The 24634-nt window shown below is 46.4% G+C and carries 24 protein-coding genes; 8 read left to right on the plus strand and 16 right to left on the minus strand.

Going from position 1 to position 24634, the window contains the following annotated elements; genetic code table 11:
• Nucleotides 1-262 precede the first annotated feature (262 nt).
• Together NL646_RS20520 and NL646_RS20525 are read right to left on the minus strand one after the other, a co-directional pair.
• Nucleotides 263-3718: a conjugal transfer protein TraG N-terminal domain-containing protein gene (locus NL646_RS20520; RefSeq protein ID WP_253664625.1), complete on the minus strand. Its 3456-nt coding sequence runs from the start codon at nt 3716-3718 to the stop codon at nt 263-265.
• Nucleotides 3719-5089 (minus strand): conjugal transfer protein TraH, encoded by a 1371-nt coding sequence (locus NL646_RS20525; RefSeq protein WP_029789951.1) that lies wholly within the window; start codon nt 5087-5089, stop codon nt 3719-3721. It lies immediately after the preceding gene.
• Between the two features lie 222 nt (nt 5090-5311).
• On the opposite strand from NL646_RS20525, the gene NL646_RS20530 reads away from it, so the two are divergent.
• Both NL646_RS20530 and NL646_RS20535 read left to right on the plus strand, forming a co-directional pair.
• Entirely contained in the window at nt 5312-6169 is an 858-nt protein-coding gene (locus NL646_RS20530) for a hypothetical protein (RefSeq protein ID WP_148534088.1), read from the plus strand.
• A 63-nt stretch (nt 6170-6232) separates the two neighbouring features.
• Nucleotides 6233-6946 carry a hypothetical protein gene (locus NL646_RS20535; RefSeq protein ID WP_253664626.1) on the plus strand — a complete coding sequence of 238 codons (714 nt, stop codon included), beginning with the start codon at nt 6233-6235 and terminating at the stop codon, nt 6944-6946.
• Between the two features lie 42 nt (nt 6947-6988).
• Here NL646_RS20535 and NL646_RS20540 read toward each other — a convergent pair whose 3' ends face one another.
• From NL646_RS20540 to NL646_RS20550, 3 genes are all read right to left on the minus strand, one after another.
• The gene (locus NL646_RS20540; protein ID WP_017788949.1) at nt 6989-7270 is read right to left on the minus strand and encodes a hypothetical protein; all 282 of its coding nucleotides are present in this window, start codon (nt 7268-7270) and stop codon (nt 6989-6991) included.
• Between the two features lie 68 nt (nt 7271-7338).
• Nucleotides 7339-7593, minus strand: coding sequence for a hypothetical protein (locus NL646_RS20545; RefSeq protein WP_148534087.1), 255 nt, complete (start codon nt 7591-7593; stop codon nt 7339-7341).
• Nucleotides 7593-7901, minus strand: a complete 309-nt coding sequence (locus NL646_RS20550) for a hypothetical protein (RefSeq protein WP_017788947.1) — start codon at nt 7899-7901, stop codon at nt 7593-7595. Before NL646_RS20550 ends, NL646_RS20545 begins: the two co-directional genes overlap by 1 nt.
• A gap of 363 nt (nt 7902-8264) precedes the next feature.
• On the opposite strand from NL646_RS20550, the gene NL646_RS20555 reads away from it, so the two are divergent.
• On the plus strand, nt 8265-8741 hold the full coding sequence (locus tag NL646_RS20555) for a hypothetical protein (protein WP_021823482.1): 477 nt from the start codon (nt 8265-8267) through the stop codon (nt 8739-8741).
• Nucleotides 8742-9040: 299 nt separating this feature from the next.
• On the opposite strand, the gene NL646_RS20560 is transcribed toward NL646_RS20555, so the two are convergent.
• Nucleotides 9041-9991, minus strand: coding sequence for an integrase domain-containing protein (locus NL646_RS20560; protein ID WP_236615190.1), 951 nt, complete (start codon nt 9989-9991; stop codon nt 9041-9043).
• Between the two features lie 131 nt (nt 9992-10122).
• Complete coding sequence (locus tag NL646_RS23375; RefSeq protein ID WP_017788943.1) at nt 10123-10251, minus strand: hypothetical protein; 129 nt, start codon at nt 10249-10251, stop codon at nt 10123-10125.
• A 764-nt stretch (nt 10252-11015) separates the two neighbouring features.
• On the opposite strand from NL646_RS23375, the gene NL646_RS20565 reads away from it, so the two are divergent.
• Nucleotides 11016-11585 (plus strand): competence protein CoiA family protein, encoded by a 570-nt coding sequence (locus NL646_RS20565; protein WP_031841443.1) that lies wholly within the window; start codon nt 11016-11018, stop codon nt 11583-11585.
• Nucleotides 11586-12786: 1201 nt separating this feature from the next.
• On the opposite strand, the gene NL646_RS20570 is transcribed toward NL646_RS20565, so the two are convergent.
• The gene (locus NL646_RS20570; protein WP_170826434.1) at nt 12787-13014 is read right to left on the minus strand and encodes a pyocin activator PrtN family protein; all 228 of its coding nucleotides are present in this window, start codon (nt 13012-13014) and stop codon (nt 12787-12789) included.
• Between the two features lie 681 nt (nt 13015-13695).
• Nucleotides 13696-14664 (minus strand): plasmid replication initiator RepA, encoded by a 969-nt coding sequence (gene repA / locus NL646_RS20575; protein WP_253664627.1) that lies wholly within the window; start codon nt 14662-14664, stop codon nt 13696-13698.
• Nucleotides 14665-15273: 609 nt separating this feature from the next.
• Between repA and zur the strand changes: the two genes are divergently transcribed.
• A complete protein-coding gene (gene zur / locus NL646_RS20580; RefSeq protein WP_005381268.1) occupies nt 15274-15738 on the plus strand; it encodes a zinc uptake transcriptional repressor Zur in 465 nt (154 codons plus the stop codon).
• A gap of 9 nt (nt 15739-15747) precedes the next feature.
• Nucleotides 15748-16209 carry a chemotaxis protein CheX gene (locus tag NL646_RS20585; protein WP_253664628.1) on the plus strand — a complete coding sequence of 154 codons (462 nt, stop codon included), beginning with the start codon at nt 15748-15750 and terminating at the stop codon, nt 16207-16209.
• Between the two features lie 106 nt (nt 16210-16315).
• Here NL646_RS20585 and pgi read toward each other — a convergent pair whose 3' ends face one another.
• Complete coding sequence (pgi, locus tag NL646_RS20590; RefSeq protein WP_029784682.1) at nt 16316-17968, minus strand: glucose-6-phosphate isomerase; 1653 nt, start codon at nt 17966-17968, stop codon at nt 16316-16318.
• Between the two features lie 306 nt (nt 17969-18274).
• Here pgi and NL646_RS20595 point away from each other — a divergent pair, with 306 nt between their 5' ends.
• Nucleotides 18275-18694, plus strand: coding sequence for a secondary thiamine-phosphate synthase enzyme YjbQ (locus NL646_RS20595; protein ID WP_005496585.1), 420 nt, complete (start codon nt 18275-18277; stop codon nt 18692-18694).
• Nucleotides 18695-18748: 54 nt separating this feature from the next.
• Here NL646_RS20595 and NL646_RS20600 read toward each other — a convergent pair whose 3' ends face one another.
• Genes NL646_RS20600 through NL646_RS20610 form a run of 3 tightly spaced genes read right to left on the minus strand, consistent with a single transcriptional unit; the run spans nt 18749 to nt 22439 of the window.
• A complete protein-coding gene (locus tag NL646_RS20600; RefSeq protein ID WP_229618633.1) occupies nt 18749-19945 on the minus strand; it encodes a BamA/TamA family outer membrane protein in 1197 nt (398 codons plus the stop codon).
• Between the two features lie 3 nt (nt 19946-19948).
• Nucleotides 19949-21025: an alanine racemase gene (alr, locus tag NL646_RS20605; protein ID WP_021484673.1), complete on the minus strand. Its 1077-nt coding sequence runs from the start codon at nt 21023-21025 to the stop codon at nt 19949-19951.
• Nucleotides 21026-21038: 13 nt separating this feature from the next.
• Entirely contained in the window at nt 21039-22439 is a 1401-nt protein-coding gene (locus NL646_RS20610) for a replicative DNA helicase (protein ID WP_005455859.1), read from the minus strand.
• A gap of 311 nt (nt 22440-22750) precedes the next feature.
• On the opposite strand from NL646_RS20610, the gene NL646_RS20615 reads away from it, so the two are divergent.
• Nucleotides 22751-23515 carry a DUF481 domain-containing protein gene (locus NL646_RS20615; RefSeq protein WP_005455861.1) on the plus strand — a complete coding sequence of 255 codons (765 nt, stop codon included), beginning with the start codon at nt 22751-22753 and terminating at the stop codon, nt 23513-23515.
• 84 nt (nt 23516-23599) lie between these two features.
• Here NL646_RS20615 and rplI read toward each other — a convergent pair whose 3' ends face one another.
• Genes rplI through priB form a run of 3 tightly spaced genes read right to left on the minus strand, consistent with a single transcriptional unit; the run spans nt 23600 to nt 24632 of the window.
• Complete coding sequence (gene rplI / locus NL646_RS20620; protein WP_005480442.1) at nt 23600-24052, minus strand: 50S ribosomal protein L9; 453 nt, start codon at nt 24050-24052, stop codon at nt 23600-23602.
• 33 nt (nt 24053-24085) lie between these two features.
• On the minus strand, nt 24086-24313 hold the full coding sequence (rpsR, locus tag NL646_RS20625; protein ID WP_000090472.1) for a 30S ribosomal protein S18: 228 nt from the start codon (nt 24311-24313) through the stop codon (nt 24086-24088).
• Nucleotides 24314-24329: 16 nt separating this feature from the next.
• Nucleotides 24330-24632, minus strand: coding sequence for a primosomal replication protein N (gene priB / locus NL646_RS20630; RefSeq protein WP_005467185.1), 303 nt, complete (start codon nt 24630-24632; stop codon nt 24330-24332).
• Between the last annotated feature and the right edge of the window lie 2 nt (nt 24633-24634).

Below are 24634 nucleotides of genomic sequence, written 5' to 3' on the forward strand. Positions count from 1 at the left end.
TTAAGTTTTCAGCCTTCATGGCTGCTTTGTTCTTTTGTGTCAAAGTAGCCGGTATTTTGGGTCTGATTGTTTTAATCATTGCCGTGTGCTTCTATGCCCAATGGCTCAATGGCCGCTCAGCATCTTCAATACTGAATGTTAATGATATTGAAAATAAATACACAACAAACAGTCTCAGAGACACTCAATCTTGGTCATCAAGCTACTGTTACGGATCGAATGAGCACCCATACGATCCGCACATTAGCTCAGTTGAAAGAACCTACTGACCTCTGCTTACACTCATATATCGCGCCACTGGATTAAGATACCCAGCAGCTTGATCTTTACCCGCATCTGCGGAAGTCTGGATGATGTTGCTCATACGGTCAGCAAGTTCAGTGTCGCCAACCTCAGTTCGCATCTGCTCCCTCAAGTTGGTGACTTGCTGTTCATCCCCTGTCAATGCAGCTGCGAACAACTGAGCACCTGTTTGATTGAGCCCGGCTTCGGCCCCGGCAACCGTAGCCATACTCCTAAACTCATCACCATATTGCTCAACAAACTGTTCCGCAGCTTCAACACTGTGTTCACTAGCAGCAGCCAATGCTGACGCAAAAAACATCCCTCTCTCCTGGAGACTCATTCCTTTCGCTGCTTCGGAGAGATCCGATTCACCAGTCAGCCACTCTTTAGCTGCGTTGTATCCTGATACGCCCGCTCCCATAATACCGCGACCAAGGGAAGCCATTCCTGTTAATGCCTTACCTGCACCCCCCCATTCCTGCTCAACGTATTCATCACCACGCTTAGCATCTTCAATGAATTGATCACGCTGCTCAGAGGTCATACTGGCAAGACGACCCATTGAGCTTCCAAAATTATCAGAGAAGCCATCTACAGCAGCTCCTGCTCCACCAAATAATTTCTCGATAAATCGGCCAGCTCCTTCGGCTGTAGCGAAAACCTGAGATGAAGTTGAGGGAGCAACATCATTAGCCATAATGCGGTTGCGTAGCTCCCCTAAACGTTGCCCTGTAAAATCGCTCCGATTTTGACCGTGTTGCGCGTTTACGTTATCCAGGTTCTCACCGTGAGCGGCATAAACATCGCTATCTCCTCCGGGAAGATCCGTTTTAGGTTTGGCTTTCTGCTCAGCTGTCATCAATTTAGGGGCGTTCAAGTTTTTCTCCCCTTGGGTGATTAGTGTGCTATCTATTTGGGGAGCCCCGCTATCGAAATGGCTGTGCCTTTGCGCCTCACTGGCATTTGCAATCGGTTTTTTAGCTCCAATTGTTCCTGCAACAATTTCCGCTGCCTGAGTTCTATGTTGCAAATCTTCTGAGTTAAGCATCGCATACAGAGCCCCACCCACTGAAGCCCGGTCTCCGTCCATACCAAGACCTTTATAATGTCGTGCTCGATTAGTTGCGGCCTGGCGTAACTCACTAGGAGCCTGCCGCATGTATTGGCTCAAATTCGCCATTGACGCCTGATCACTCAAAACCGATCCAGCAATAGCTTGCATGTCTGCTGACGTCACACTGCCCAGCACTTCTTGAGCACTTGCTAACCGCTGATAGGTATCCTGAGCAGTCAGCATCTGGGAGGCAGTATGAGTCAGTCCACGACGCTGATCCTCACCAACAGACTCAGTAAACCGCTGCGTTTTATCGTCACTAATCTGATTAGCAACATCATTGGTCAGTGCTGCTGTATCATCCTTGGAGAACCCAATGTCATTAGCAATTCGATCCAAATCCTTCGTCATTTGAGTTCTTGCGGCAGTTGAGCGGGTTTCAGCATTTGCACTGAGGTCTCCTCTCATATCTACAGGATTTTCTGCTCCAGCCGCTTTAGCAGCTTTTCTGGCAACCGAACCAGCTGGCCCCATTAAACTAGAAACCAACTTTCCTGCATCCACGCCAGCACTAATTCTGGCACCAATCGCACCAATAACTGCGTTGGTCTGAGATCCATCAAGGCCATGCTCTTTAGCGTACTGTTGACCAGCATTCACTATCGCTTTGGCTTGACTGCTATCAGATGCCCTCAGCATCTGCCCAAAGCTCTGGAGTCGTTGATAGGACTTGTCAGCACTATTCCCAGAGAAGAATGAGTTCGAGAGCTGATTCTGAAAAGCGTCTTGGGCAACCGCCGCTCTTGCATGTCCACTGCTTACCATTTCAGAAGACATTTTAGAGAAATTCATTTTATCAATTAGGCCATTAGCACCTCCCTGTAAGCCGCCCTGAAGAGCATTGAAAGCGTGGGCTGGCATTTGTTGGGCTAACGGCGCAGGTTGCAGTAAGTCAGGGGAAGAGATCTTCTCATTGATATGATCACCACCACTCATGCGGCCAGCCAGAGAGTTCAGTGAGTAAATTGACCCAGAAACAATGAACAAAGTAAGGACTGGTATGGCAGAAGCCATCATTCCACCGACAGCAAGATCATTGCTCATCATATCCGTTACGTGAAGAATCCCCTCGAAGCTTGTTGGATCACCGCCAGAAGTGATGTAGTCCTGTAAGGAGGCAGTGCTGCGATTATAGATAAAGAGATTCACCACAGCCAAAACTGGCATCCATAGCTGAATCCAGATCAACGTCATAAAGTATTTAAAGACCAGTTGAATCCCCATCATTCCCAGCACGATGAGCAGCCCCATTAGCGGCACAATGGCGTATACCAGAGCTTCTATAAATGTCAGCATCGGCCTGACAACAGTAGCAAATACCGATTGCTCCGCAGTCCACTGAGTATTTCGCTGCTGCACCGCCTGCTCAATCATCAGTGAGGCAGTGCCTTGCTGTATGGACTCGTAATATTGCCCCATGCCCTCGGTTAGCACCGGGGTTAGGATCGCTGCCTTGAGCATGTCAGAGCTAATGATTCCTGTTGCCGACAGGTCATTAAGCGCGTTGTTTGTTTCCGCCACAGGATTAACGCCACTTGTACCAGCGACAGTCAGACCCAGTAGGTAATTGATCGATTCATGAGAAGTTCCAGAGTCGAATGCCGTATCCGTGGCAACCATTAGATCAGTCCAGGCGTCAGTACAATTTGGAGTTGTCGACCCACTAGGTGACACAAAAATCTCAGTACCATAGACCGTTGACGAAAAGCGCAATGCCTCGCGCCAGGTCAGATTCTTCAAATTCGATTCGGATACGTCAGCCAACTGATAACGGATAGCGGTACAGTCAGCAACGTAGTTTCGCCAGCTACGCTGCATGTCCGCTGAGCCACCTCCGACAGCACTATCCCAGCTAGCCCAGAGTGCGGCATTTCCCGCAAGCTGGCGTTGCGCACTGATCAACTCTAATGAGGACAGAAACCCTTTCCGCGTTATCTGAGGTGTAATAGTCGCAAACCCGGTCTCGAACTTGTCGGTCAGGACATAGCCGATATTCGAGATCATTCCCCCAATCGCCGCAGGTCCCATGGGTACGTTGGCAACAACACGGACATCACCAGTGTAGGCATCCTCGATTTTGACCAGAGATGATGCCCCGAAAAACATTGCATATACAATCCAGCCGATAAGCACCTGCTGGATCTCAATACCACGCCCTCCCTGTACCACCCCCTTGACGCACACAATAACCACGGAGACCAAGAGCCCGATGGAAGCCATTTTAGTGAAGTCATTCGTACCAGTGATCATCGCAACAGCAATCAGTACCTGCTCTAGTAGCTCTGAATCACCGATGCTATAAATCGTAAACTCAGGCATCTACGCACCTCCCCTAGAACTGGTGAGGCTGAGACGTTGCGCCTGAACATTTTTGATGATTTGGTTGTAGCGAGTCACAATGTCACTGACTGAACCGTACTGCTCGACCATCTGCCGATGTTCGTTCTCGATGTTTTTACGCGCTCGCTCTAACTGATCCATCACCTCATTTTTATGCGGTGAGTCGGCATTGGATACCGCTAATTCTGCCGCCGAAATCATCTGTGTCGCTAGGTCGTACACCATCGCATTGGCAATAACAGTAGCACTTTCATCTGCAAATGAAGTAGCAACACTGTCAGAGAGAACTGCCAAGTTACGAATGATTGTGCCTACCGAGGCTGGAAGGTTTGTGATCAGTGCTTGCTCATCTGAAGTGATCGAACCAATATTACTCCTGTACTTGAAAACAATTCCCGGTCGAGAATTTGTTCCTGTGAACGCTTCATAAATTTTTTGACGAACGCTGGTTATGGTGACAGTTTGTCTCGCTGGCGCTAAGCAGTCATCATCACAATCATAGATTTTGACTTGACCACCTCCTACAAGATCCGAAAGGGAAACTAATCCCCCAGGCAGGCGCGATACAGGGTTAGTATCACCTCCACTGGCATCTGCCACCAAATCGCCAACGATCACCGAACCAGTAAGTGAAAGCATCGCCTCAAGCAGGGCAGTGTCACCATATTGAAACCAGGTACTTACGGAGTTAACTTTCAGTTGCTTCCAAACAATATTACCGATCATTTCTTGATATTTGGCTGGATCGTTATTCTTCAATTTCCGTAGTGGAGTTTCCCCGTCTTGTTCTTGTACCGAACCGAACATATCGTCATAAAGCCCAGCCCCCGTTGCCTTAATAGATGCCTTGGTTTTATGCTGAATATCAAATGCCGATGTCGCGTCATTAACAATCCCTTGCGCCAATTGGCAGCTATTCGCTAAGTGCTGGTTTAATGCTTGAACCTTTTTCTGAAAGTTCTCCATCCACTTCGCCCCATCCGGGAAAACGTTATCCAGAGCCAACTGGAACGCATAACCTTTTGCGTTGGCCGCAACTGCTCGCATCATCGTGACTAGCTGCTCTGCGTTAATAAATGAGAACGACCCGCCAAACATATCAACCCCACCACATCCTGCCTTCCAGGATGGCGGAGTAAAGGAAACAAGGTTCTGCTCATAGATGCGTGACTTAACGGTATAGCGCCCCCCAGTGAAGACCCCCCGACGCTGTGACTCATGGACACCAGGCAAAGTGGTATTGCTCATTTCATTGAATAAGCGATCCATTTCAGACTGTAGCCCCCCGGCGGAAACCGGGGCGGTTACTGTCAATGCAGCGATAATCGCCGCCAAAATTGTTTTCCGCATAATAGAAACTCTCCATCCGACTTTGAGTTTCTATTTTCTCAATCATTAGGGCTATTCCTTAGCGCTCTAATTGCCCACTTTGGGAGCAATCGGGATTAACTTTAAATTGTTCTTTCGTGACAGGTTAAAAACATTTGAAAAAGCCACTTTCTTAGACTTGCGTTTATGGTTTTCCATGAGATGTTATATATGAAACAAATCTCACCAAATGGAGAATGACGAATGAACCACAAATTGACACTGTTATTATCAACTATCATTTGCAGCCTCTTTTTAAACGGCTGCGCTGTATCACCAAAGCAATATGATACACAACAGAGTAGAGCACTAAACATTGCTAGAGCTGGCGGGATTTACGATCAAGACTTACAAGACTCCTCAGATGGTACTAACTCCTACAAAAAATCACTTTTGCTTCGCGCACTAAATGCAACAGCCCTGCTAACTTCACTCGATGCGCCATTGTCTGGGATGACTGGCGCTCAGACTCTAGCATTCAATGCAGGAAATATCATGGCGACACCTGATAACCCGTCCGCTCGCCCATCGTTAATGGCCTGGATGCCCAAAACAGAAGCTACTAATAAAGATAATGCACGTATCAAATTCGAGGAACTTGTGGATGCAAGCCTAATAAATACAGCCCAGAATATGGGAATAATCGTTGAAAAACTGGCCGACAAAGGTATTACAATGCCAAAACTGAATGGCTGGGATATCAATATATGGACAGTGGATGCGCCTCAGTTCGGCTGCAAACCTGAGCATTGCGTAATTGCAACTCACGTGGCTCGGATAAATGATTGGCAAACACCTGAATTTATCACTTCTGGGCCAGGTGCAAGTTTTATTCTAGATTCTAATCACCCTAGTCAATACAGCCGAATTATTTTCCAGCAGACAACTGAAAAGGTTTCCTTTCCGGTCGATGAATTCTATCGGCAGTTAAGTGCCAGCCTCCCTGTATGGTCAGCTATGTACTTTCCTCCCAATACCGTCTTTAAGGATGGGCAAACACTACCTTACCCGGTGCTTTATGAACATGGTCAACAGCTTATGTTCGTAACTCCTCAAAGCTAACTGAAACCATATAAGGGCGGAACTAGCGACGATGCATACCAGTTCCTCGATGGAAACAAAACTATGATGACATTAACGACCGTATCAGAACAACTAAGTAGTACCCAGAGCCGAGTATTTTGGCGTGTGGGTACCCAACGAAAAGGCATACTCAATGTCACCCTCGATTTTGAAAACGACGATAGCGCCTTACTCTGCGAGCTATGTGCTATCCGCCACTTACTAATTGAGAGCCAAGTGTTTGGCCGTGTGCCAGGTACAGGAAAGGGCTATAAACTGGTTGTATCAAAAGGTGCAATTAAAAAGCTGGCACGAGGAAGATCCGACAAGAAGTACGCCCAAAAGTTTGCCGCCTTCCTGCAATCTCGCCTGGCTGGAGTGCTGATCGAGGTCTCTACTAAAACGGATTTCATGGCCGACACCGAAAAGGAGGCAACAGAGCAACTGCTTGCTGAACGTAAACGCTACGCAGGCACCTTTGATGCTACCGAAACACCTGCAATGGGCACGGTCTTGGTAACAGATCACGCTGTATCACGATACAATCAACGGATCACCTCAGGTAAACCCAAAGCCCCGTGGCTGTCACTGGTCAAACGCATCCAGAACCCGGAGCTTCGCATTTACCCTCTTGCGGAACGAGAGCGCCGTCGTAAAGCCAAGAAATATGGCACTGCTGATAACGTGGAGGAGTGGGGGCACCCGAGCAGTGAGTTCCACTTCCTAGTACTGAACGATCAGGGCACCAGAACACTCGTTACCGCCTACAAACGCTAGACCAGAAACGAAAAAAGCCGGGTTTCCCCGGCTTTTTCAAGATCAATGAACAGTTTCATCGACACCGAACGCTTTCTCCCAGGATTCACCACTTTCAGCAGCATCTAGGTCGATAACGAATTCCAGCTCGATGCGATCCAGTTCCAGCGACCGCATTTCACATTGTTCAGCAACCAGCTCTCGGTAACGGTTTTCAGCTTCATCGTGAGATGTCGCTGAAATCGTCTCTGAGAACAGTTCCTGATGTTTGTGAGTGTTGAAAGCGTAAAATATGGTGCCAACAACATCGTAGTTGCGCGTAGCGCATTGAGTTTGTACCGACATAACAGTCTCCTAATACGGTTAGGCCGGGAATCCCCACCGGGATTTTCCCGGCAAGGGTGCTGTTTGATTTAATAAATTACTTTATCGACCAACGCGCCAAAAGCGGCCGTTGCATCAATATACGAGTCATAAGTACGGTCAGTGACCTGCTTACGCAGGCCGTACTCATCTTCATAAATCCCCAAGAATAGACATCCATCACTATCAGGAAACGGAGAGACTTGATTGAACAAAGCGCCAATCTCGTCTCCAGTTGCTTGTTGATAGGTGGTTTTCATCATATCCAGAGCAGTTTCCTCAGTGATCACATCGAACAGGCTCATTAGCACACCTCTAGGCAGCGGTTAAACGCTGATAAGCGGCGTGGCTCACGACCAATCTGGCCGTCGATTGGCGCAGACTCGATGAAAGCACTAGGCGTTTTGTGAGTTTTAGGCTCGCGGCTGAGCCACTCACCAACAACCGAGTTGTCACTCACTTGGGTAGGCATTACGGCCTTTACAGGCCGCTTCTTAGAAAGACCTAACGCAGTTTTGAGCAGATACAGCATTCCGCGAGCAAGCAAGGTTGCTGAAGCCGCAAATAGTGCGACGGTAACGATCATGACTAAGAAGAAAGTGGTTGCAGACATAGCTTCACCTCATATTGTTGAGGGAGCTATCCCCACATGGGATTCGCTCCCGAGTGGGTTTAAAGTTAATTTGCTGTTTGTTTTTGGCGACCAGCTATCGCACTTATCAGCTACAAGAGCTGAATGAGCTTCCAAGATAACAGGCTGTTCTACTTAGACAAATCGCTCCAACTGCCCTTTTGGGGCGACAAACTGTTCAGCATCCCTCCCCCCAAGAAAGCGATTAACCCCATTTGAACACCAATTACGTCTCAGCTCAGTCAGAACAGCGACTTTCACATGTGAAAGTGAATCCAGTCCGTCATTGAAATCAGCAACTTTACCCTCCATATAACATAGGGATAATTAACCTCTGGAGTACCTATGACCGACAATACAGCAATGGAAGCACTATTCATCCAGCAGCGCCTGCAAATCATGAATCTGGGCGTGCATCATAACGAGTTTTCTGACTCTTACCTGCACGCTTGGGAGTCTGGCACCTATCCGCTCCTACAAGACACCGATGGTAGTGTGATCAGGATGCCTCATGAACCCTATGCCGAGTTCTTCAAGACCCCAAAAGACAAAGTGCAACGGCTATTTGATCGCTTATGTACAGCATGGGACGCCAAAGAAGAACTGACTTTCTATGCCCTGGAAGATGAGCTAGGCGTTCGCGGTGGCTATGGTAGTGAATGGGATCGCGTCGATCTCATCAAGATTTGCCGTTACTTGTACCTGGAGCGTTCGTTTGACGAAGAGTTCTGGAAAACTCTGATCACGCCGATGGAACACCCTTCCGAAGCATCATCTATCCTTCGTGAATTTAACCGTGAGCGTGACATATACTTCATGTAATGAATTCACAGTTCCGGAGGTCTCGGTGGATCTCCGGGGCGCTTTAGCAGCACCTGCCAGAGCACACGAAAAGCATAAAAGTGAGTCGCCAGTGTTTTCTGTGTCAGATCTGACTTTCTGGCATAGTATCGGTGGATATGTGCCCGACCGATTTGAGGTGGTGTACTCACCCCTGGTTCATTGGCCGCAATGTCATTGCACGCATTTACCAGCAGCCGGATCTGAGCTCTCCTTGTCTGCTTACCACCGTGGCGTAGATATGAATGCGACCGTTCTTTAATCCATTTTTCCATATCCGCTCACCCCAAGTACGAATTTGTCACGTCGACACGACCGTGACCCAGTTCTTTTGCTATTTGCATCCTGACCTCACGATCAAGAGACTTTGCTGTTTCAACGCTAATTCCCTTTTCTCTGGAAATATATTTATGATGTGCGTTGCCATGTTTTATTCCCGCTTTGACTGGACATTTCACACCAGATAATTTCTCATACCTATTTTGAGCATACGCATGACGCTCACCGTGGAATTTAACACCCAATCTTGCCGCTTCTTTGTAAGCATCCTGCCGAAACTCTTTATAGCTCTGTTCGGCTGGGATCATACTGCGACCATTTTGAATATCCCTAGCATGCTCTAGCGCTTTAATTTGTGATTGCTCAAAAATAGGAACAAAACGAGGGCGACCTCCTTTCGTTCCGTCTCTTATTTCTACACATCCTTTACTCTGGGCTTGAGCCAGAGCTTTATCTGCATTCAATTTTGCAGACTCTTCAAACCTGAGACCTAGTTCTCGTTGCAAATTTAACAATGCTCCAGTTCGCTCAGTTGCAATGTAAGTTGCTTTATCGTGACGCTCCTGAGAAATACTTTTGTCCCCTTCACTAATGCCACTCCGCTTAGGTAAATCACCTTGTTTTACTGGATCAACACGAACCTTATTATCTCCACGAGCGATTTCCATTACTCTATTAACCGCACTTAAATAGTTTTGTGCCGTTGATGCTTTTATCTCACCATTTTCAAAACGATCTCTTAAATGATCCGCGTACTGCATTAAGTGTGAAACTTCAACTTTTCTAAGATCTTTAATTCCCTGTTCAGCTTTGACCCAGGAGCAAAATACATTCCAGCGGTCATGGATCGTGCTAATAGACTCAAATGACTTGTACTCTTCTTTCAGCGCATTTAACCCGGCATAGCCCATGTCACGACTTTTAAGGCCAAAGTTTTTGGCATCCGGATTCATTCGTTCACATCGCACTGATGCTCCCCTCTTAGTTGTTCTGTCCTCATTAGCCATGCCCCTAACTGGTGTTAAGTGATATGCAGTTTTTGATGGCAGCTCTGCGTGCTGCTGGCTAAGCGGTTCTCGCCGCTTCAAAGGGCAGATAAGACGATGCCCACGTCTACTTTATTACGACCAAACATTGCTATGGCAGGGGCTCTGCTCTCAACCGTCTGGCCTGCCTGAAATGGCAAACTGACGGCAGATCCGGCTGATGTCATCGTCTCTGATTCCTTCCCAATACTGGAAAGGACCCGGCGAAGCCGGGATTTTTCGCGCGTTTTCCCGCGCGGGTCGAAAGCCTAGCGCCGTTGAGGCGCAAGGCTTTCGTCGGGTGGCTAGCCCCCCGTCTCTGTTCCCTGACGGTAGACAGAGACGGGGGCGAAGCATCAGCTCCACAGCAATAGCAACATCAGTTACAGGTTGTTGCTTAGGAGGAGATCGAGCACTTTTGACTGGCTCAGGAGGGAGCCTAGAAGCTGAGACCTTTGGCTGATCGCAGGTAAGAAGCATTGTGCAGCGCAAAACGCATACAGCAATGCAGCAGCACAACGCTGCAAACAATAAGAATAGAAACATGATGTTTCCTCCGTTCTGTTAGATTTCAGGCGGAGGAGTGCCCTATCAGGGGTCACATCCCCCAGATGGGTTAACTATGTAGAGCCATTCGGCTGTAAGTATTTTGAAGTGGTTTATGCTATTTCTTGGTAACGATGACTAGCTATCAACGACCGACTTTGAGCGGTATTCCATCTTTTATGATAGTTTCGTTAGTCTGTGTGTCAACTGCTATCAAAAGAGGCTTTTTAGGTTGCTTTTCGACGTAATTTTCAGTCCTATCGTCACAACTGTTAATCCAAAAGCAACTTTTCGAGGGCTCTCAAACATACACATACAAACATACCTGTTGCCGTAATCAAAATACTATCTTGAGATAGTATTTTGACATGAGAAACATGAATCTACGCTGCGAAGGAAAATACATATGCCGTTTATTGGACATGACACGGTTAATGATAAACGTGTCAACATCCTTAACTACGAAGACCCGAGAGCAATATTTAAACGAGGTCAAATAGTATGTCGATACTGTAAAGAGGAATTGGTGATCAGAGGAAACTCTAGAATAAGCGTACCCAAAATACACTTCATGCACCTATCAAATGAGTGCAAAGGAGAATACAAACATCATCCAGAAAGTCCCGAACACTTATTCTTTAAAGAGCTCCTTTCAAGGGACTTAGCCAAAGATCTTGATGAGTATAGCAATGCACGTGTAGAGCTCGAATGTCCTGTTGAATCCATAAAGCGAATCATTGATGTTGCTTTTATCTTCCCTAATGGATGGGTTGTTGCCCATGAAGTTCAGTTAAGTGCGATCACACCCAATGAGTTAGAGGAGAGAACGAATGATTACAGAAAAGCAGGAATTGACGTTACTTGGTGGCTTGGGAAGCAGGCAAATACCCAAAAAAATCGCCAATGGTGCTACGAAAAACTGGGTGAGTGCCACACCATTGATTACGAAAAGCTGGTCGAACATTCAGCCAAGTGAAAAAGCTGTGAAATATGGAAGCTCTGAGCCTAAATTTTTCACCTCCTTTTGGTGGTCGCTATCGATTGAAAATTCTAGCGAATTTAATTACCCAATGCTCCCTGCGGATAGACAAAGAATGCCGAATCAAACAATGCTCTCTTATACACTCATTCACCGCTTACTATTTGCTACACTTCAATGCTGGGCTACAACATCGTCAATAGAAAAATCGCGATTAATGAATGGGATAGGAACCCCTAAAAGCCAAGCGCAAGCAGCAGCCCTATTAGGAGCTTGGGAAGGTGTTGGATTTTTAACGAAAGAAGGAAAAGGAAAAACAGCATCGTACAAGATAGTTGATGGCTATAAGGCAGGAAATTGGCCAGGAGCCACAAATGAGCAACGAAAACAGTGCTACCAAAGAATACTAAGAAACATACCATTGGGCATAAATCTGAATGCAGTCAAAATAAGGGCTGTATGCTTAAAGAAAATAACTTATGAAGCCGCAGACTTTACTCTTTAACGGTAAAGCTTGAGCTAGAGAGCAAATCAAGTAGCTCAATTATGAGCTATTTTATAAAAATTTAGGTCATTGAAACCTTGAAGCCATTTGTTATTTATTACACAGGCTATGATTGATAGAGGTGATAGCTTGAAATACAACGCAACTCGACAGTCTTTTCCCCCTAACCTTGATATGTGGCCTGTAGGTTCGGCAGAACGCTTAATACATGGATGCTGGCTGTTGAACATTATGAGGCTCCATACGTTCACCAATGAGTGTGGCGAAACGCTCCAGGAAACGTACAATGAAATTAATCATAGAATAGGTGTAAATACGGTTTACATTGACCTTCTTACCTTAGGGGTGAATTATAGAAATGCGTCACAAATCTTAAATATCATCAGGAACAATGAACAACCGACTTGGGTTTGGTTTACCAACTGCGACGCTCTATTAGATACTTCGCTTGCTGGTTGGCTACGATCGATTCTAACTACCTGTGATGTGGAGCATCTAAGAGTGGCTTTTCTTCTCGATAACAAAATGCAATACAGGAGCATATTTCAACATTATTCAGCACCACTTTACAAAAGTACTACATATCTAGTTCTTAAAGTGAACTAAAGCTTGTTGAAAAATACTGTTTATTTGGAGTCTCTGTAATAGCCTCATCCCTCGTAATCAAAGAAAATTTCAATCTAGTTTTCGTATTCACATGTTTACCTCTTTCCGTTTTTCATCGATGTAATTAGCTAAGTCAATTAAGCTAACTAAATACTCCGCCTTTTGCGACTCACGCCAAGCTGGGATAGGTAATCGATTTGCCGTTGCGCGATCTTTCGCAGTACGTGGCGCTAAGCCAAAATATTTCTCACATATTTGTCCTAAAGGTACAACTGGTGTATTAAATTCCGCCATCAGTAAAAAAAGTGTATTCATAGAAAGACCAATATCCATTCCTCAACTAAACGCCATCATTTTCGTTTATTTCAACATGCGAGACATACCGCGGATCTGCCCTTTCTAGGCACTTAGAGACGTTTTTTAAGTGGAAAGCCTGTCAAGGGTTCCAGTGGCCGTTCTCCGGGCTTTAAAGCGCCAGCCTTGCCCTGCTATGGAAAAATGAACTAAACGCGCTCTATGAGCTAAAGCGGCCACCCCTTGACTGGATTGGAACGTAATAGCCTTGACTTAGGAGGTTGGCTTTAGGCCGAAGGCCGCGCCATCCTCCTGAGTCCCCGGCGGCGAGGGGTTCCCCCCTTGGGGGGCGGAGGGGGGTATCACTGGCCCCTAGCTTTAGCTAGGAAATGGCCAGGCATTATTTTCTTTTCCTCATAACTCACAGAAAGTGAGATATAGAAATATATATGTATTTATTAGAAAGATATGAAAGAGCGGGTTTTGCGCATAACTTCGTTATGGTCGCAGATAAACTAATCTACCCGCTTGCAGATAAGAGTGGATAATAAAAATAATCCACAAGTAAGGCCGCAGAAATCCCCTGAACGCATCAATAATCAGAGGGGGTAAGGTTAAAAGGTGGGGAGATCTTGCCGGATCTTCGCTTACAGGAACGACAAACGCCGGGCATGTGCCCGGTTAGGTTTAATCCGATTGGATTTATTGAATGGTATCAGGTGGCGGGTGACTAATGCCTATATCCATGCTGTTCAGGCGTTCCCAAACTAGCTTATTGAACTGCTCACTGCTTAGCTGGGCAAGCTCATGGGCAGGCATAGACTTGGTGACTGCCGTAGCCACTTCATGCTTGCGTTCGTCCAAGCTCTTGGATGCCAGCTTGTTGCGGCGGCGTTGAGCGCCAGCGTTCTGCTTGCGGGCATCCCATGCACGTTTGAAAATTTGTTTACGCTTACGGTTACGCGCTTCTCTTAGGGTGATAACCTCGCCCGCCTCAGTGAGTCCACTATTACGCAAAGCCAGTTGCTCATCAGCCTGAGTGTAAAGTTTATCTAAATCAGCCCCCGCAAGGCGGTAAAACTCGCTAGTAAGCACCAGAACTTTAGGGAACCAAAAGCCATTAGCCTGATCCCATACCATGCCGCTTTTCGGGTTGGCTTCATCACCATCAGCGTGAACGTAACAAAGGCCAAACGGGATCATAACTTCATCAATGAAGCGGCTGATCCGACTTACGGTTACTTTGCTTTCAGTGATATATTGCTCACCTGTTTCCGGGTCTGTTACCCACATTTTGGATAGTTCGGCGGCCATATCTTCCAGATCGAGTTCCACGATACCTGTAGCCAGATCATGGCGTGAAAGCAGCATTTGAAACATCGGGTTGATGAGATTACGACGCACGTCTTTGAAGTCACGCTGACGGCCTGCGGCCTGACGCAAGTGGACAAAGTGAGGATCACGGGAAATGTCGCGCTTACGACAGAAGTTGAACGTTTTACCCAGCTCACCCGGTAAATTCTTCCAAGATGCAGGACGGACGTAAACGGGCTTTGGGTTTAAGCAACAGGTGCTGTGAGTTCCTCTCTTGCGTTTGGTACTTTTACAACACAAGCCATTGGAGTGAGAGCTCGCTCCCCTTCCTGCTAATTTTACGTTATTAGAATACACCTTGGCACTTCTCCGCTCTGGAGAAGTAGTGCAACCTCAACAAATTTGACTTGTTAAAAATCCACATTTTGCTACACTAATCCTCGAATGAAAGACTAAACCCGCGAGGAGCGCCAACTCCGTTATCAGCGGGTTTTGTTTTATCTGTCATCAAGTTTTTGATTAGCGTAGCTATCTGTCCCACTTTCACATGTGAAAGTGAACGTGCCCCCTTACGTGTCCCTTAAAAAGAAAAAACACAATTATTTCAGAGCCTTAAGTAAACAATCACTCCCATCCAACATTGGTGCTACGGAGAGCCTGCAAGAATGAGTCATGATTTAAACACCCGTTTTTATGTTGCTAAGGTCGAGCGCAGCAGTACGCTCAAAAAATAAGTCGGGTATTGTATACCCAGTGTCCAGCGGATGCGAGCCTTGTCCATCAATCAAAGAAAAGTGAACAGGGACAATTCCGGCACGGTTATCTCGTTCTGTGATGGCTATTCCGGCTTCAGACCCTGTGCGACTTGCTTTAATTCATGATTTTCGTTCTGATAGTGGGTAAAATGAAGCATTTCTAAACGAACTTCGTATAGAAATGATTTATCATAGAGCACGTCCGATAGTTATGGTGAAAGGTTTGAACCCAACAATCATTGAACAAATTGAAAGTATCTGCGCAGAGCGTGGAGTAAGATTGACTCCGCAACGCCGACGCGTGTTTGAACTCATTTGTTCTAATCGCCGCGCCTCAAGTGCGTATGAGCTATTGGAGCAATTAAAAGAGAGTGAGCCTCAGGCCAAGCCTCCAACTGTTTATCGAGCGTTAGATTTTCTCTTAGAGCAAGGTTTTATCCACCGAGTGGAATCGACAAATAGCTTTATTACTTGTTGTTCTTTCAATACTCAACAGCACTTTTTCCAATTACTAATTTGCGATAAATGTGGTGATGTCGTTGAACTCGAAGATGAGACACTGATATCCTTGTTAGCTGAAAACGCCGAGAAGCATGGATTCAAACTGACCAACCAAGTTATTGAAACTCATGGTGAATGCCAGGCCTGTTCCTCCGAGACGAAAGAAAAAGTATAGAAGAACGTTATGCGCGCTGAATTTGTAAACCCGTTTTTAGCTTCTTTAATGAACGTGCTAAAAACCATGGCTTCTCTTGAGCTGAAGCCACAAAAACCGCGAATCAAGAAGGATGAGATCGCACGAGGTGACGTTTCTGGTTTGATTGGCATGGTTGGCCCACAAACACGTGGTTCAATGTCAATTACCTTTGATGAAGCGTTAGCGCTAGAAATCATGCAGAACATGCTTGGTGAGCGTCCAAACGGACTCAACGAAGAAGTGACCGATATGGTGGGTGAGATCACCAACATGGTTACTGGTGGTGCGAAGCGCATTTTGGCTGAAAGCGGTTTTGATTTTGATATGGCAACACCCGTTGTGGTATCTGGCCGAGGCCATACGATTCGCCACAAGTGTAAAGGCTCAATCATCATCATGCCTTTCTCTTCCCAGTGGGGAAATGCCTTTATCGAAATCTGCTTCGAATAAAAGAGAAAAAATAGGTTGGCCAGTGCCAACCTATTTTGTTTCTGCCTCAGGCAATAAAAAGGTCAGCATTTGCTGACCTTTTCTTTTTCTTCTACTCAAACATTCACTAAGCTTTGAACGCTTTAAATGCGTTGATTAGACCGTTTGTTGAGCTGTCGTGCGAGTTGATTTGAGACGCATCGGCAAGCTCAGGTAGGATTTGGTTAGCCAGTTGTTTACCTAGCTCTACGCCCCATTGGTCAAAGCTGAAGATGTTCCAGATAACACCTTGTACGAAGATTTTGTGTTCGTACATCGCAATCAAGTTACCTAGCGTACGAGGCGTGATTTGCTTCACTAGGATAGAGTTTGTTGGACGGTTACCTTCAAACACTTTGAATGGCGCAATCGCTGCCACTTCTTCAGCGTTCTTACCTGCTTTCACCAACTCTTCTTTCACCGTTTCTTCACTCTTACCAAACGCTAGTGCTTCAGTTTGCGCAAAGAAATTCGACATCAGTTTTTGGTGGTGGTCACCCGCAGGGTTGTGGCTGATTGCAGGTGCAATGAAGTCACATGGGATCAGCTTCGTGCCTTGGTGAATGAGCTGATAGAAAGCGTGCTGACCGTTGGTACCTGGTTCACCCCAAATGATTGGGCCTGTTTGGTAAGTCACAGCATTGCCTTCACGGTCAACGTATTTACCGTTTGATTCCATGTTGCCTTGCTGGAAGTACGCCGCGAAACGGTGCATGTACTGATCGTAAGGCAGAATAGCTTCTGATTCCGCACCGTGGAAGTTGTTGTACCAAATACCGATAAGCGCAAGGATCACTGGGATGTTGCTTTCTAGATCTGTTGATACAAAGTGCTTGTCCATCTCGTGAGCGCCATCAAGCAGCTCAACGAAGTTGTCGTAGCCTACCGCTAATGCGATTGATAGACCGATCGCAGACCATAGTGAGTAACGACCACCAACCCAGTCCCAGAATTCGAACATGTTCGCTGTATCGATACCGAATTCAGACACGGCTGTCGCATTCGTTGAAAGCGCAGCAAAGTGCTTAGCCACGTGAGCCTGATCGCCTGCTGACTCTAAGAACCAATCACGTGCTGTGTGCGCGTTAGTCATGGTTTCTTGCGTTGTGAACGTCTTAGACGCGATCAAGAATAACGTCGTTTCTGGGTTAACTTTCTTCAACGTTTCAACGATGTGAGTACCATCAACGTTAGATACGAAGTGAAGGTTTAGATGATTTTTGTACGGTGCTAGTGCTTCCGTCACCATGTAAGGGCCAAGGTCAGAACCACCGATACCGATGTTCACGATATCTGTAATTGCTTTACCAGTGTAACCTTTCCACTCACCGCCGATAACGCGGTCAGTGAATGATTTCATTTTTTCTAGAACCGCGTTCACTGCTGGCATTACGTCTTCGCCGTCTACCATTACTGGTGTGTTCGCGCGGTTACGTAGTGCAGTGTGAAGAACAGCGCGACCTTCTGTTTGGTTGATCGCTTCGCCACTGAACATCGCTTCAATTGCAGATTTCAGCTCAGTCTCGTTCGCAAGAGCGAACAGGTGCTTCAGAGTTTCCTCATTGATGAGGTTCTTTGAGTAATCGACTAGGATGTCTGAGCCGAAACGTGCAGAGTATTTGTCGAAACGCGCTGCGTCTTGAGCAAATAACTCTTTAAGATCCATATCTTGTGCAGATTCGAAATGCGCCGTTAGCGCTTTCCAAGCTTGTGTTTGCGTTGGATTGATATTTTTCAACATGGTCTTTATCCCGATGTTACAGTAGGTTCCATTCCTTACAGTCTAGCGAAAACTGTGGAATCCCCGATTTAGCAAATAGAATATTAATTAGATGTTTGGGCGAATTGCCACAAAACAAGTCTTTGTAATTTTTTTTCAGGCGCCAATTATGACCGAGTGCTTTTACACTCACATTGAGTTAGGTCACGTTCCCTGCCCTGAATTTGAACAATTCATTTATGGTGGCAAGAATCATATCATTTACTTATGACAGGCTCTAATTGGAATAGGATAGACGCCAATTTATAAATTTCCAAAGGAACACGTATGTGGGCACAAAAAACACTGCAATTAAAAGCGAGAAGTCGCGGTTTTCATCTAATTACTGATGAAATTGAACAACAATTACCGCAAATACACGAGCTTTCAGTAGGTTTGTTACATCTATTTATTCAGCATACCTCCGCCAGTCTGACCTTAAATGAGAATGCAGACCCAACTGTGCGCATGGACATGGAAGCGCATTTCAACAAGTTCGTGCCGGAGCGAGCTCCTTATTATCAGCACACCTATGAAGGTGATGACGACATGCCAGCACACATTAAAGCATCGCTGCTTGGCAGTAGTGTGACGATACCAATCCAAAATGGTCGATTAGCATTAGGAACATGGCAAGGTATTTACTTGGGTGAGCACCGAGACTTTGGCGGCAGCCGCCGCATCATTGCAACCATCAATGGCGAGTAAGAAGGATAAAACAAAGGCGAACCGTAAGATTAGCCTTTGTTTTTGTCATCTTGCTTAGAAGGGTTGATTGATCATCACCCGGAACGTCCCTTCGTCTGCACCCTTGGCAACTTCAGCGCGAACCACAACACCTTCAACTTGGAAACGAACCGCGCCACCGACGCTCCATTTCATGTCTTCATGGAGTGTTTTTAAATCGTATTCGTCGGCAACTCGCCCCACCTCAACAAACGCTACCCATTGCCACCAAGGCATATCGTAGTAATTGATAATGGGAATATCGTCCAGAGGCTGCCAGTCTGGTAATACCCGATATTCGGCAGAATAGTGAATCGCAGAGCGTCCATGGTAACGACCCGCGGTATAGCCTCTCAAACGGTACAACCCACCCAAACGAACTTGTTCTTGCTCTGGCGGACGACTACAAACAACACCATCACATTGATTCCAAGTTGGTGTGTCGGCTGTATAAAAATCCAAGGCCAGTACTTGTTGATCAAACCAATCACCAAGAGGCCCCAGCGAGTAATATTGGCTATTTTGGAATTCCCACTTGAGCCACAGATCCTCTGATTGCCCACTTTCTGCGCCCGTCGTCAAATTCAAAGAGGTATGCGAGCCTCGGGTCGTATTACGTGCGCTATCGCGGTTGTCCCAATCAAAACCCAATGTAAAACCGTAAGCTTGCTCTTTCTTATCATTGTATACATCCAACGCTCGTGATGAATAAAAAGGCGTCAGCAGGATAGAGCTAACGCCCGACGCCAAAGGCGATGCATAGCGAACGTCACGGCTGGGTAGAAACGCGCCTTTGAAACCATGATCTTTCACCGCGCCCCACGGCAACAGGTATTTGAATTCGAACTTATACTTTTGCTCATCACTGTTTGTGATCGTCTGAGATTCAAACGACGAGTTGTTATCGCCTTGATCACCTAAGTAATAGGGACTGTCATTAAAACGAGCTTGGTACATCTGAGTACTGAACAGCACATTGGGGGAGAGCGCATAATTAAATGCAGAGAGGAAACCAATATAGCTGTCTTTCTCCGAATACAGCCCCATACCAAATAGTGCAGCTTGAGGCTGACCAACCCCTTTAGCAACCCCCGCAACTCCAACGGTACTGCCCAACGTATCGGTACTGAAATAGAACGGGACAAAGGCTGAGTCTTTCTCTGCACTTAGCGCCGTAGAAGACAAAAAAATGCTGGCAGAAAGTGCCAGCATTGAGGTGATTCGTTTATTCATGGATTACTTGGTATATTCCATTTCGACGCGAGGCGTCAACTTGGTCACCAACTCATAAGCTATCGTACCAATGTGATTCGCAACCTCTTCGACAGGTAATTCTTTACCCCAAAGAATCGCTTCGTCACTGACCTTATCTGTGGCATCAGGACCTAAATCTACCGTCAGCATATCCATTGATACTCGACCCGCGATCGGTACTGTACGACCATTCACCCACACCGGTGTACCATTGGGTGCACTTCTTGGGTAGCCATCGCCATAGCCCACTGCGATAACGCCGACTTTTGTGTCGCGTGCACTTGTCCAGATACCACCGTACCCCACGCTTTCACCTTTCTTGACTTCACGAACCGCAATAAGATGAGACTTCAACGTCATCACTGGTTGGTAACCCAAATCTTGAGCCGTTTTGTCGCTAAATGGTGATACGCCGTACATAATAATGCCCGGACGAACCCACTCTAATTGGCTTTGAGGCCATGCCAATAAACCCGCAGATGCCGCTAGCGAGCGCTCGCCCTGACAGCCCGAGGTTAATGACATAAACAGCTCAATTTGTTGCGGCGTGATGCTGCTATCAAGCTCATCCGCACAACCAAAATGACTCATGTATCGCAATGGCTTCGCCACATTCGGGCACGTTTTTAAGCGAGAAATGAATTCATCATACTGCTCAGGGCGAACACCCAAACGATGCATACCACTGTCGATCTTCAACCAAACGACCACTGGCGTTTCTAAATCCGCCTGTTCCAACGCGATAAGTTGCTCTTCACAGTGCACCACGGTTTGGATGTTGTTCGTCACTAACACAGGCAGATCGCCCGGCGAATAAAAACCTTCTAGCAAGAGAATCGGCTTTACCACACCACAAGCACGCAGTTGCAACGCTTCTTCAATGCGAGCCACACCAAAGGCATCGGCATGGTTAGCATGTTTCGCCACATGACGTAGACCATGACCATAACCGTTGGCTTTCACTACCGCCATCACTTTACTTTCTGGTGCTTGCGCTTTCACACGCTGCAAGTTGTGCTGCAACGCAGACAAGTCAATGCATGCTTTTGCGGCTTTCATGTAGCTCATAGCATTACTCATCATCAATATCGAATGCTGGACCCGCGTAATTATCAAAGCGCGAGTGTTGTCCTTGGAATGTTAAACGCACCGAGCCAATAGGACCGTTACGTTGTTTACCGATAATTATTTCCGCCGTGCCTTTGTATGGGCTATCTGGGTGATAGACCTCATCACGGTAGATGAACATGATCAAGTCGGCATCCTGCTCGATGGAACCCGATTCACGCAAGTCCGAGTTAACAGGTCGTTTATCCGCACGTTGCTCTAGGGAACGGTTTAGCTGCGATAGTGCAACGACAGGCACGTTCAACTCTTTCGCCAGTGCTTTAAGCGAGCGAGAAATCTCGGCAATCTCAAGAGTACGGTTATCGGTTAGCGAAGGTACGCGCATCAACTGAAGGTAGTCGACCATGATCATTGACAGACCTCCGTGCTCACGAGCAACACGACGGGCACGTGAACGCACTTCGGTTGGCGTTAAGCCTGAACTGTCATCGATGTACATATTTTTCTTCTGCATCAGGATACCCATGGTAGAAGAAATACGTGCCCAGTCTTCATCATCCAACTGACCCGTACGGATCTTGGTTTGGTCTACGCGAGACAAGGATGCCAACATACGCATCATCAATTGTTCCGCCGGCATCTCTAACGAGAAAATCAAGACTGGCTTGTCTTGCTGCATTGCCGCGTTTTCACACAAGTTCATCGCAAAGGTGGTTTTACCCATCGATGGACGCGCTGCCACGATAACTAAGTCAGAACCTTGGAGACCCGCGGTCTTTTTGTTGAGGTCAGTAAAACCAGTATCGACACCTGTCACGCCATCTTGCGGCGTTTTGTACAGCAGTTCGATACGTTCTAGCGTCTTTTCTAGGATGTTGTCGACGTTTTGTGGACCTTCGTTTTCACTGGTGCGAGACTCAGCGATAGCAAAAACTTTACTCTCCGCCATGTCTATCAAATCTTCAGAACTGCGACCTTGAGGATCGTAACCCGCGTCCGCAATTTCGTTCGCAACACCAATCAAACCACGGACGATCGCACGTTCAGCCACGATATCTGCGTAGGCATTAATGTTGGCAGCACTGGGCGTGTTTTTCGCTAAGTCAGCAAGGTAAGCAAAACCACCCACATCTTCTAGTTGCTCGTGTCGCTCTAGATGCTCAGACAGAGTGATAAGGTCAAGCGGTTTGCCCGACTCAAGAATGGTTTTCACACCTTCAAAAATAAGACGGTGCGGACGGCTATAGAAATCACTGGCGACAACTCGCTCAGCAACGGTATCCCAACGTTCATTGTCCAGTAAGAGACCACCAATCACTGATTGCTCTGCTTCTAGTGAGTGAGGTGGCACTTTGATTGCGTCGACCTGACTATCTGAAGGTTTGCGATTTCTGTTTTCCGCCATGACTTTGCTCGATAACTACTAATGACCCACGATTATAACCTTAAAGTTAACTAAGATGCTTCCCCGAAGCGACAATTACTTGTTAAGAAATCAACATGCCTATAGCTAGCCTAAACGTTTTAAATTCGCCCCTTTCATCAAAACATATAACCCTTAGATAAAACGATTGAAGCGGAAGATTTGATGCAGGTGTCGCCTTAGCAATAAGTGGGAATTCCATTCAGCTCTAATAAAATTTAACCTACCATTGACCCAACAAAATATCTGTATCAGTATCATGCCCCTCCTTTTTAATTACGTTCGAGGTTGATGTGTCCCGATACTGGTTACTTGGCTTGAGCTTACTGTGCACGACTGCATCGTACGCTGAAGAATCAGTACAGCCAGAGCAAAATATTGATGTGCCCAACCCTCTACAAACTGAGGTAGAGTTTGGCTATCAAGCTCACACAGGTAACACGGACTCTCGTTCCCTGAATGCTCGTTTGAGTGCTGAATATACGTCTGGCAGGCACCGTTCAAACGGTGAATGGAAGTACTACAACCTGTACAAAGACGGCGAAGAAGACAAACGTTCATCGACATATTCTGTTCAAAGTGACTACAAGTTAGGACCAAAAACCTACTTGTATGGTAGCTTTAAAGGCGTTGATTCGCGCTATAGCGCCTATTTCAAAGATTACACCTTATCAGGCGGTCTGGGTTATCAGTTTTCCTACACCGAAAACTTTATCTTAGAAGCTGAGATTGGCCCTGGTTTTCGTTATCAGGAGCCGAACTTGGATGAGATTGATGATGACGATATCGTCTTCCCTAACATCGTTCGTGAAGGCATTTTCCGTGGCAACCTCAATACCACGTGGCATGCTCTGGATAACTTGAGCTTTGCCGCTGATATCACGCTTGTTACGGGTAAAAGTAATACGCGAGTGGATAGCGAACTCAGTGTCACTAATGACATTACCGAAGACATTGCCCTGAAACTGGCTCACTCGCGTCAATACCACGATAAAGTGCCAGAGGGATTAAGCAAAGCCGACAGTGTGTTCTCCGTCAATCTGCTTTTCGCGTTTTAATCTCCAATTTTTATCACTCAATTTCAGACCAAAAAAAAAGCACCTCCGAAGAGGTGCTTTTTAGTATTTCGTCTTAATACTGAATTACTCAGCAGCAACAACCTGTACTTTCGCAGTAGCGAAAACTTCAGAGTGAAGTTGAACGCTGATCTCGAACTCACCAGTTGTACGTAGAGCACCTTCAGGAAGGCGAACTTCGCTCTTAGCAACTTCAACGCCTGCAGCTGTGATAGCTTCAGCGATGTCACGAGTACCGATTGAACCGAATAGTTTGCCTTCGTCACCAGCTTTAGAAGCGATAACAACTGCTTCTAGAGCGTTAACTTTCTCAGCGCGAGCTTCTGCAGCAGCTAGTTGCTCAGCAACTTTAGCTTCTAGTTCAGCACGACGAGCTTCGAACATTTCAACGTTGCCTTTAGTAGCCATAACTGCTTTACCCTGAGGGATAAGGAAGTTACGAGCGTAGCCAGATTTAACGTTTACTGTATCGCCAAGACCACCTAGGTTACCGATTTTATCAAGTAGAATAACTTGCATTGCTTAATCCTCTTTCTTAATAAACGGAACCGATTACTGATGCTTGTCAGTGTACGGTAGTAGAGCTAGGTAGCGTGAACGCTTGATAGCACGTGCTAGTTGACGCTGGTACTTAGCGCTTGTACCAGTGATACGGCTAGGTACGATTTTACCAGCTTCAGTGATGTAGTTTTTAAGAGTTGCTACGTCTTTGTAATCAATCTCTTGTACGCCTTCTGCAGTGAAACGGCAGAATTTACGACGACGGAAGAAACGAGCCATGGGCTATCTCCTGATCTTAAATTTGAGTAATATTGTCGGCATGTAACACTAATTTCCCAACGCCATTTCGGCCGGTCTGATAAGCGACAAAACCACTTACCTTAATGTTACTGCCTTGTACTAAATTCTGAGTAATTGCTTGTGACCTAAGCCCGCTGACGACTACCGGCATACGACAATAAACTTGTCTCGGTAAATCAGCTTCGATAACAGTAGAGCGATGCTCTAACCAAAACCGACAGTGTTCAATGCCACCAGGGCTTTTGCTACGAATGGGCGGTTTGGCAATGGTGCCGCTCAGCTCCATTCGGTTGGTCATAA

This window comes from Vibrio sp. Y20_XG_PY13, from assembly GCF_024181925.1.
GTDB classification, from domain to species: Bacteria; Pseudomonadota; Gammaproteobacteria; order Enterobacterales; family Vibrionaceae; genus Vibrio; species Vibrio parahaemolyticus.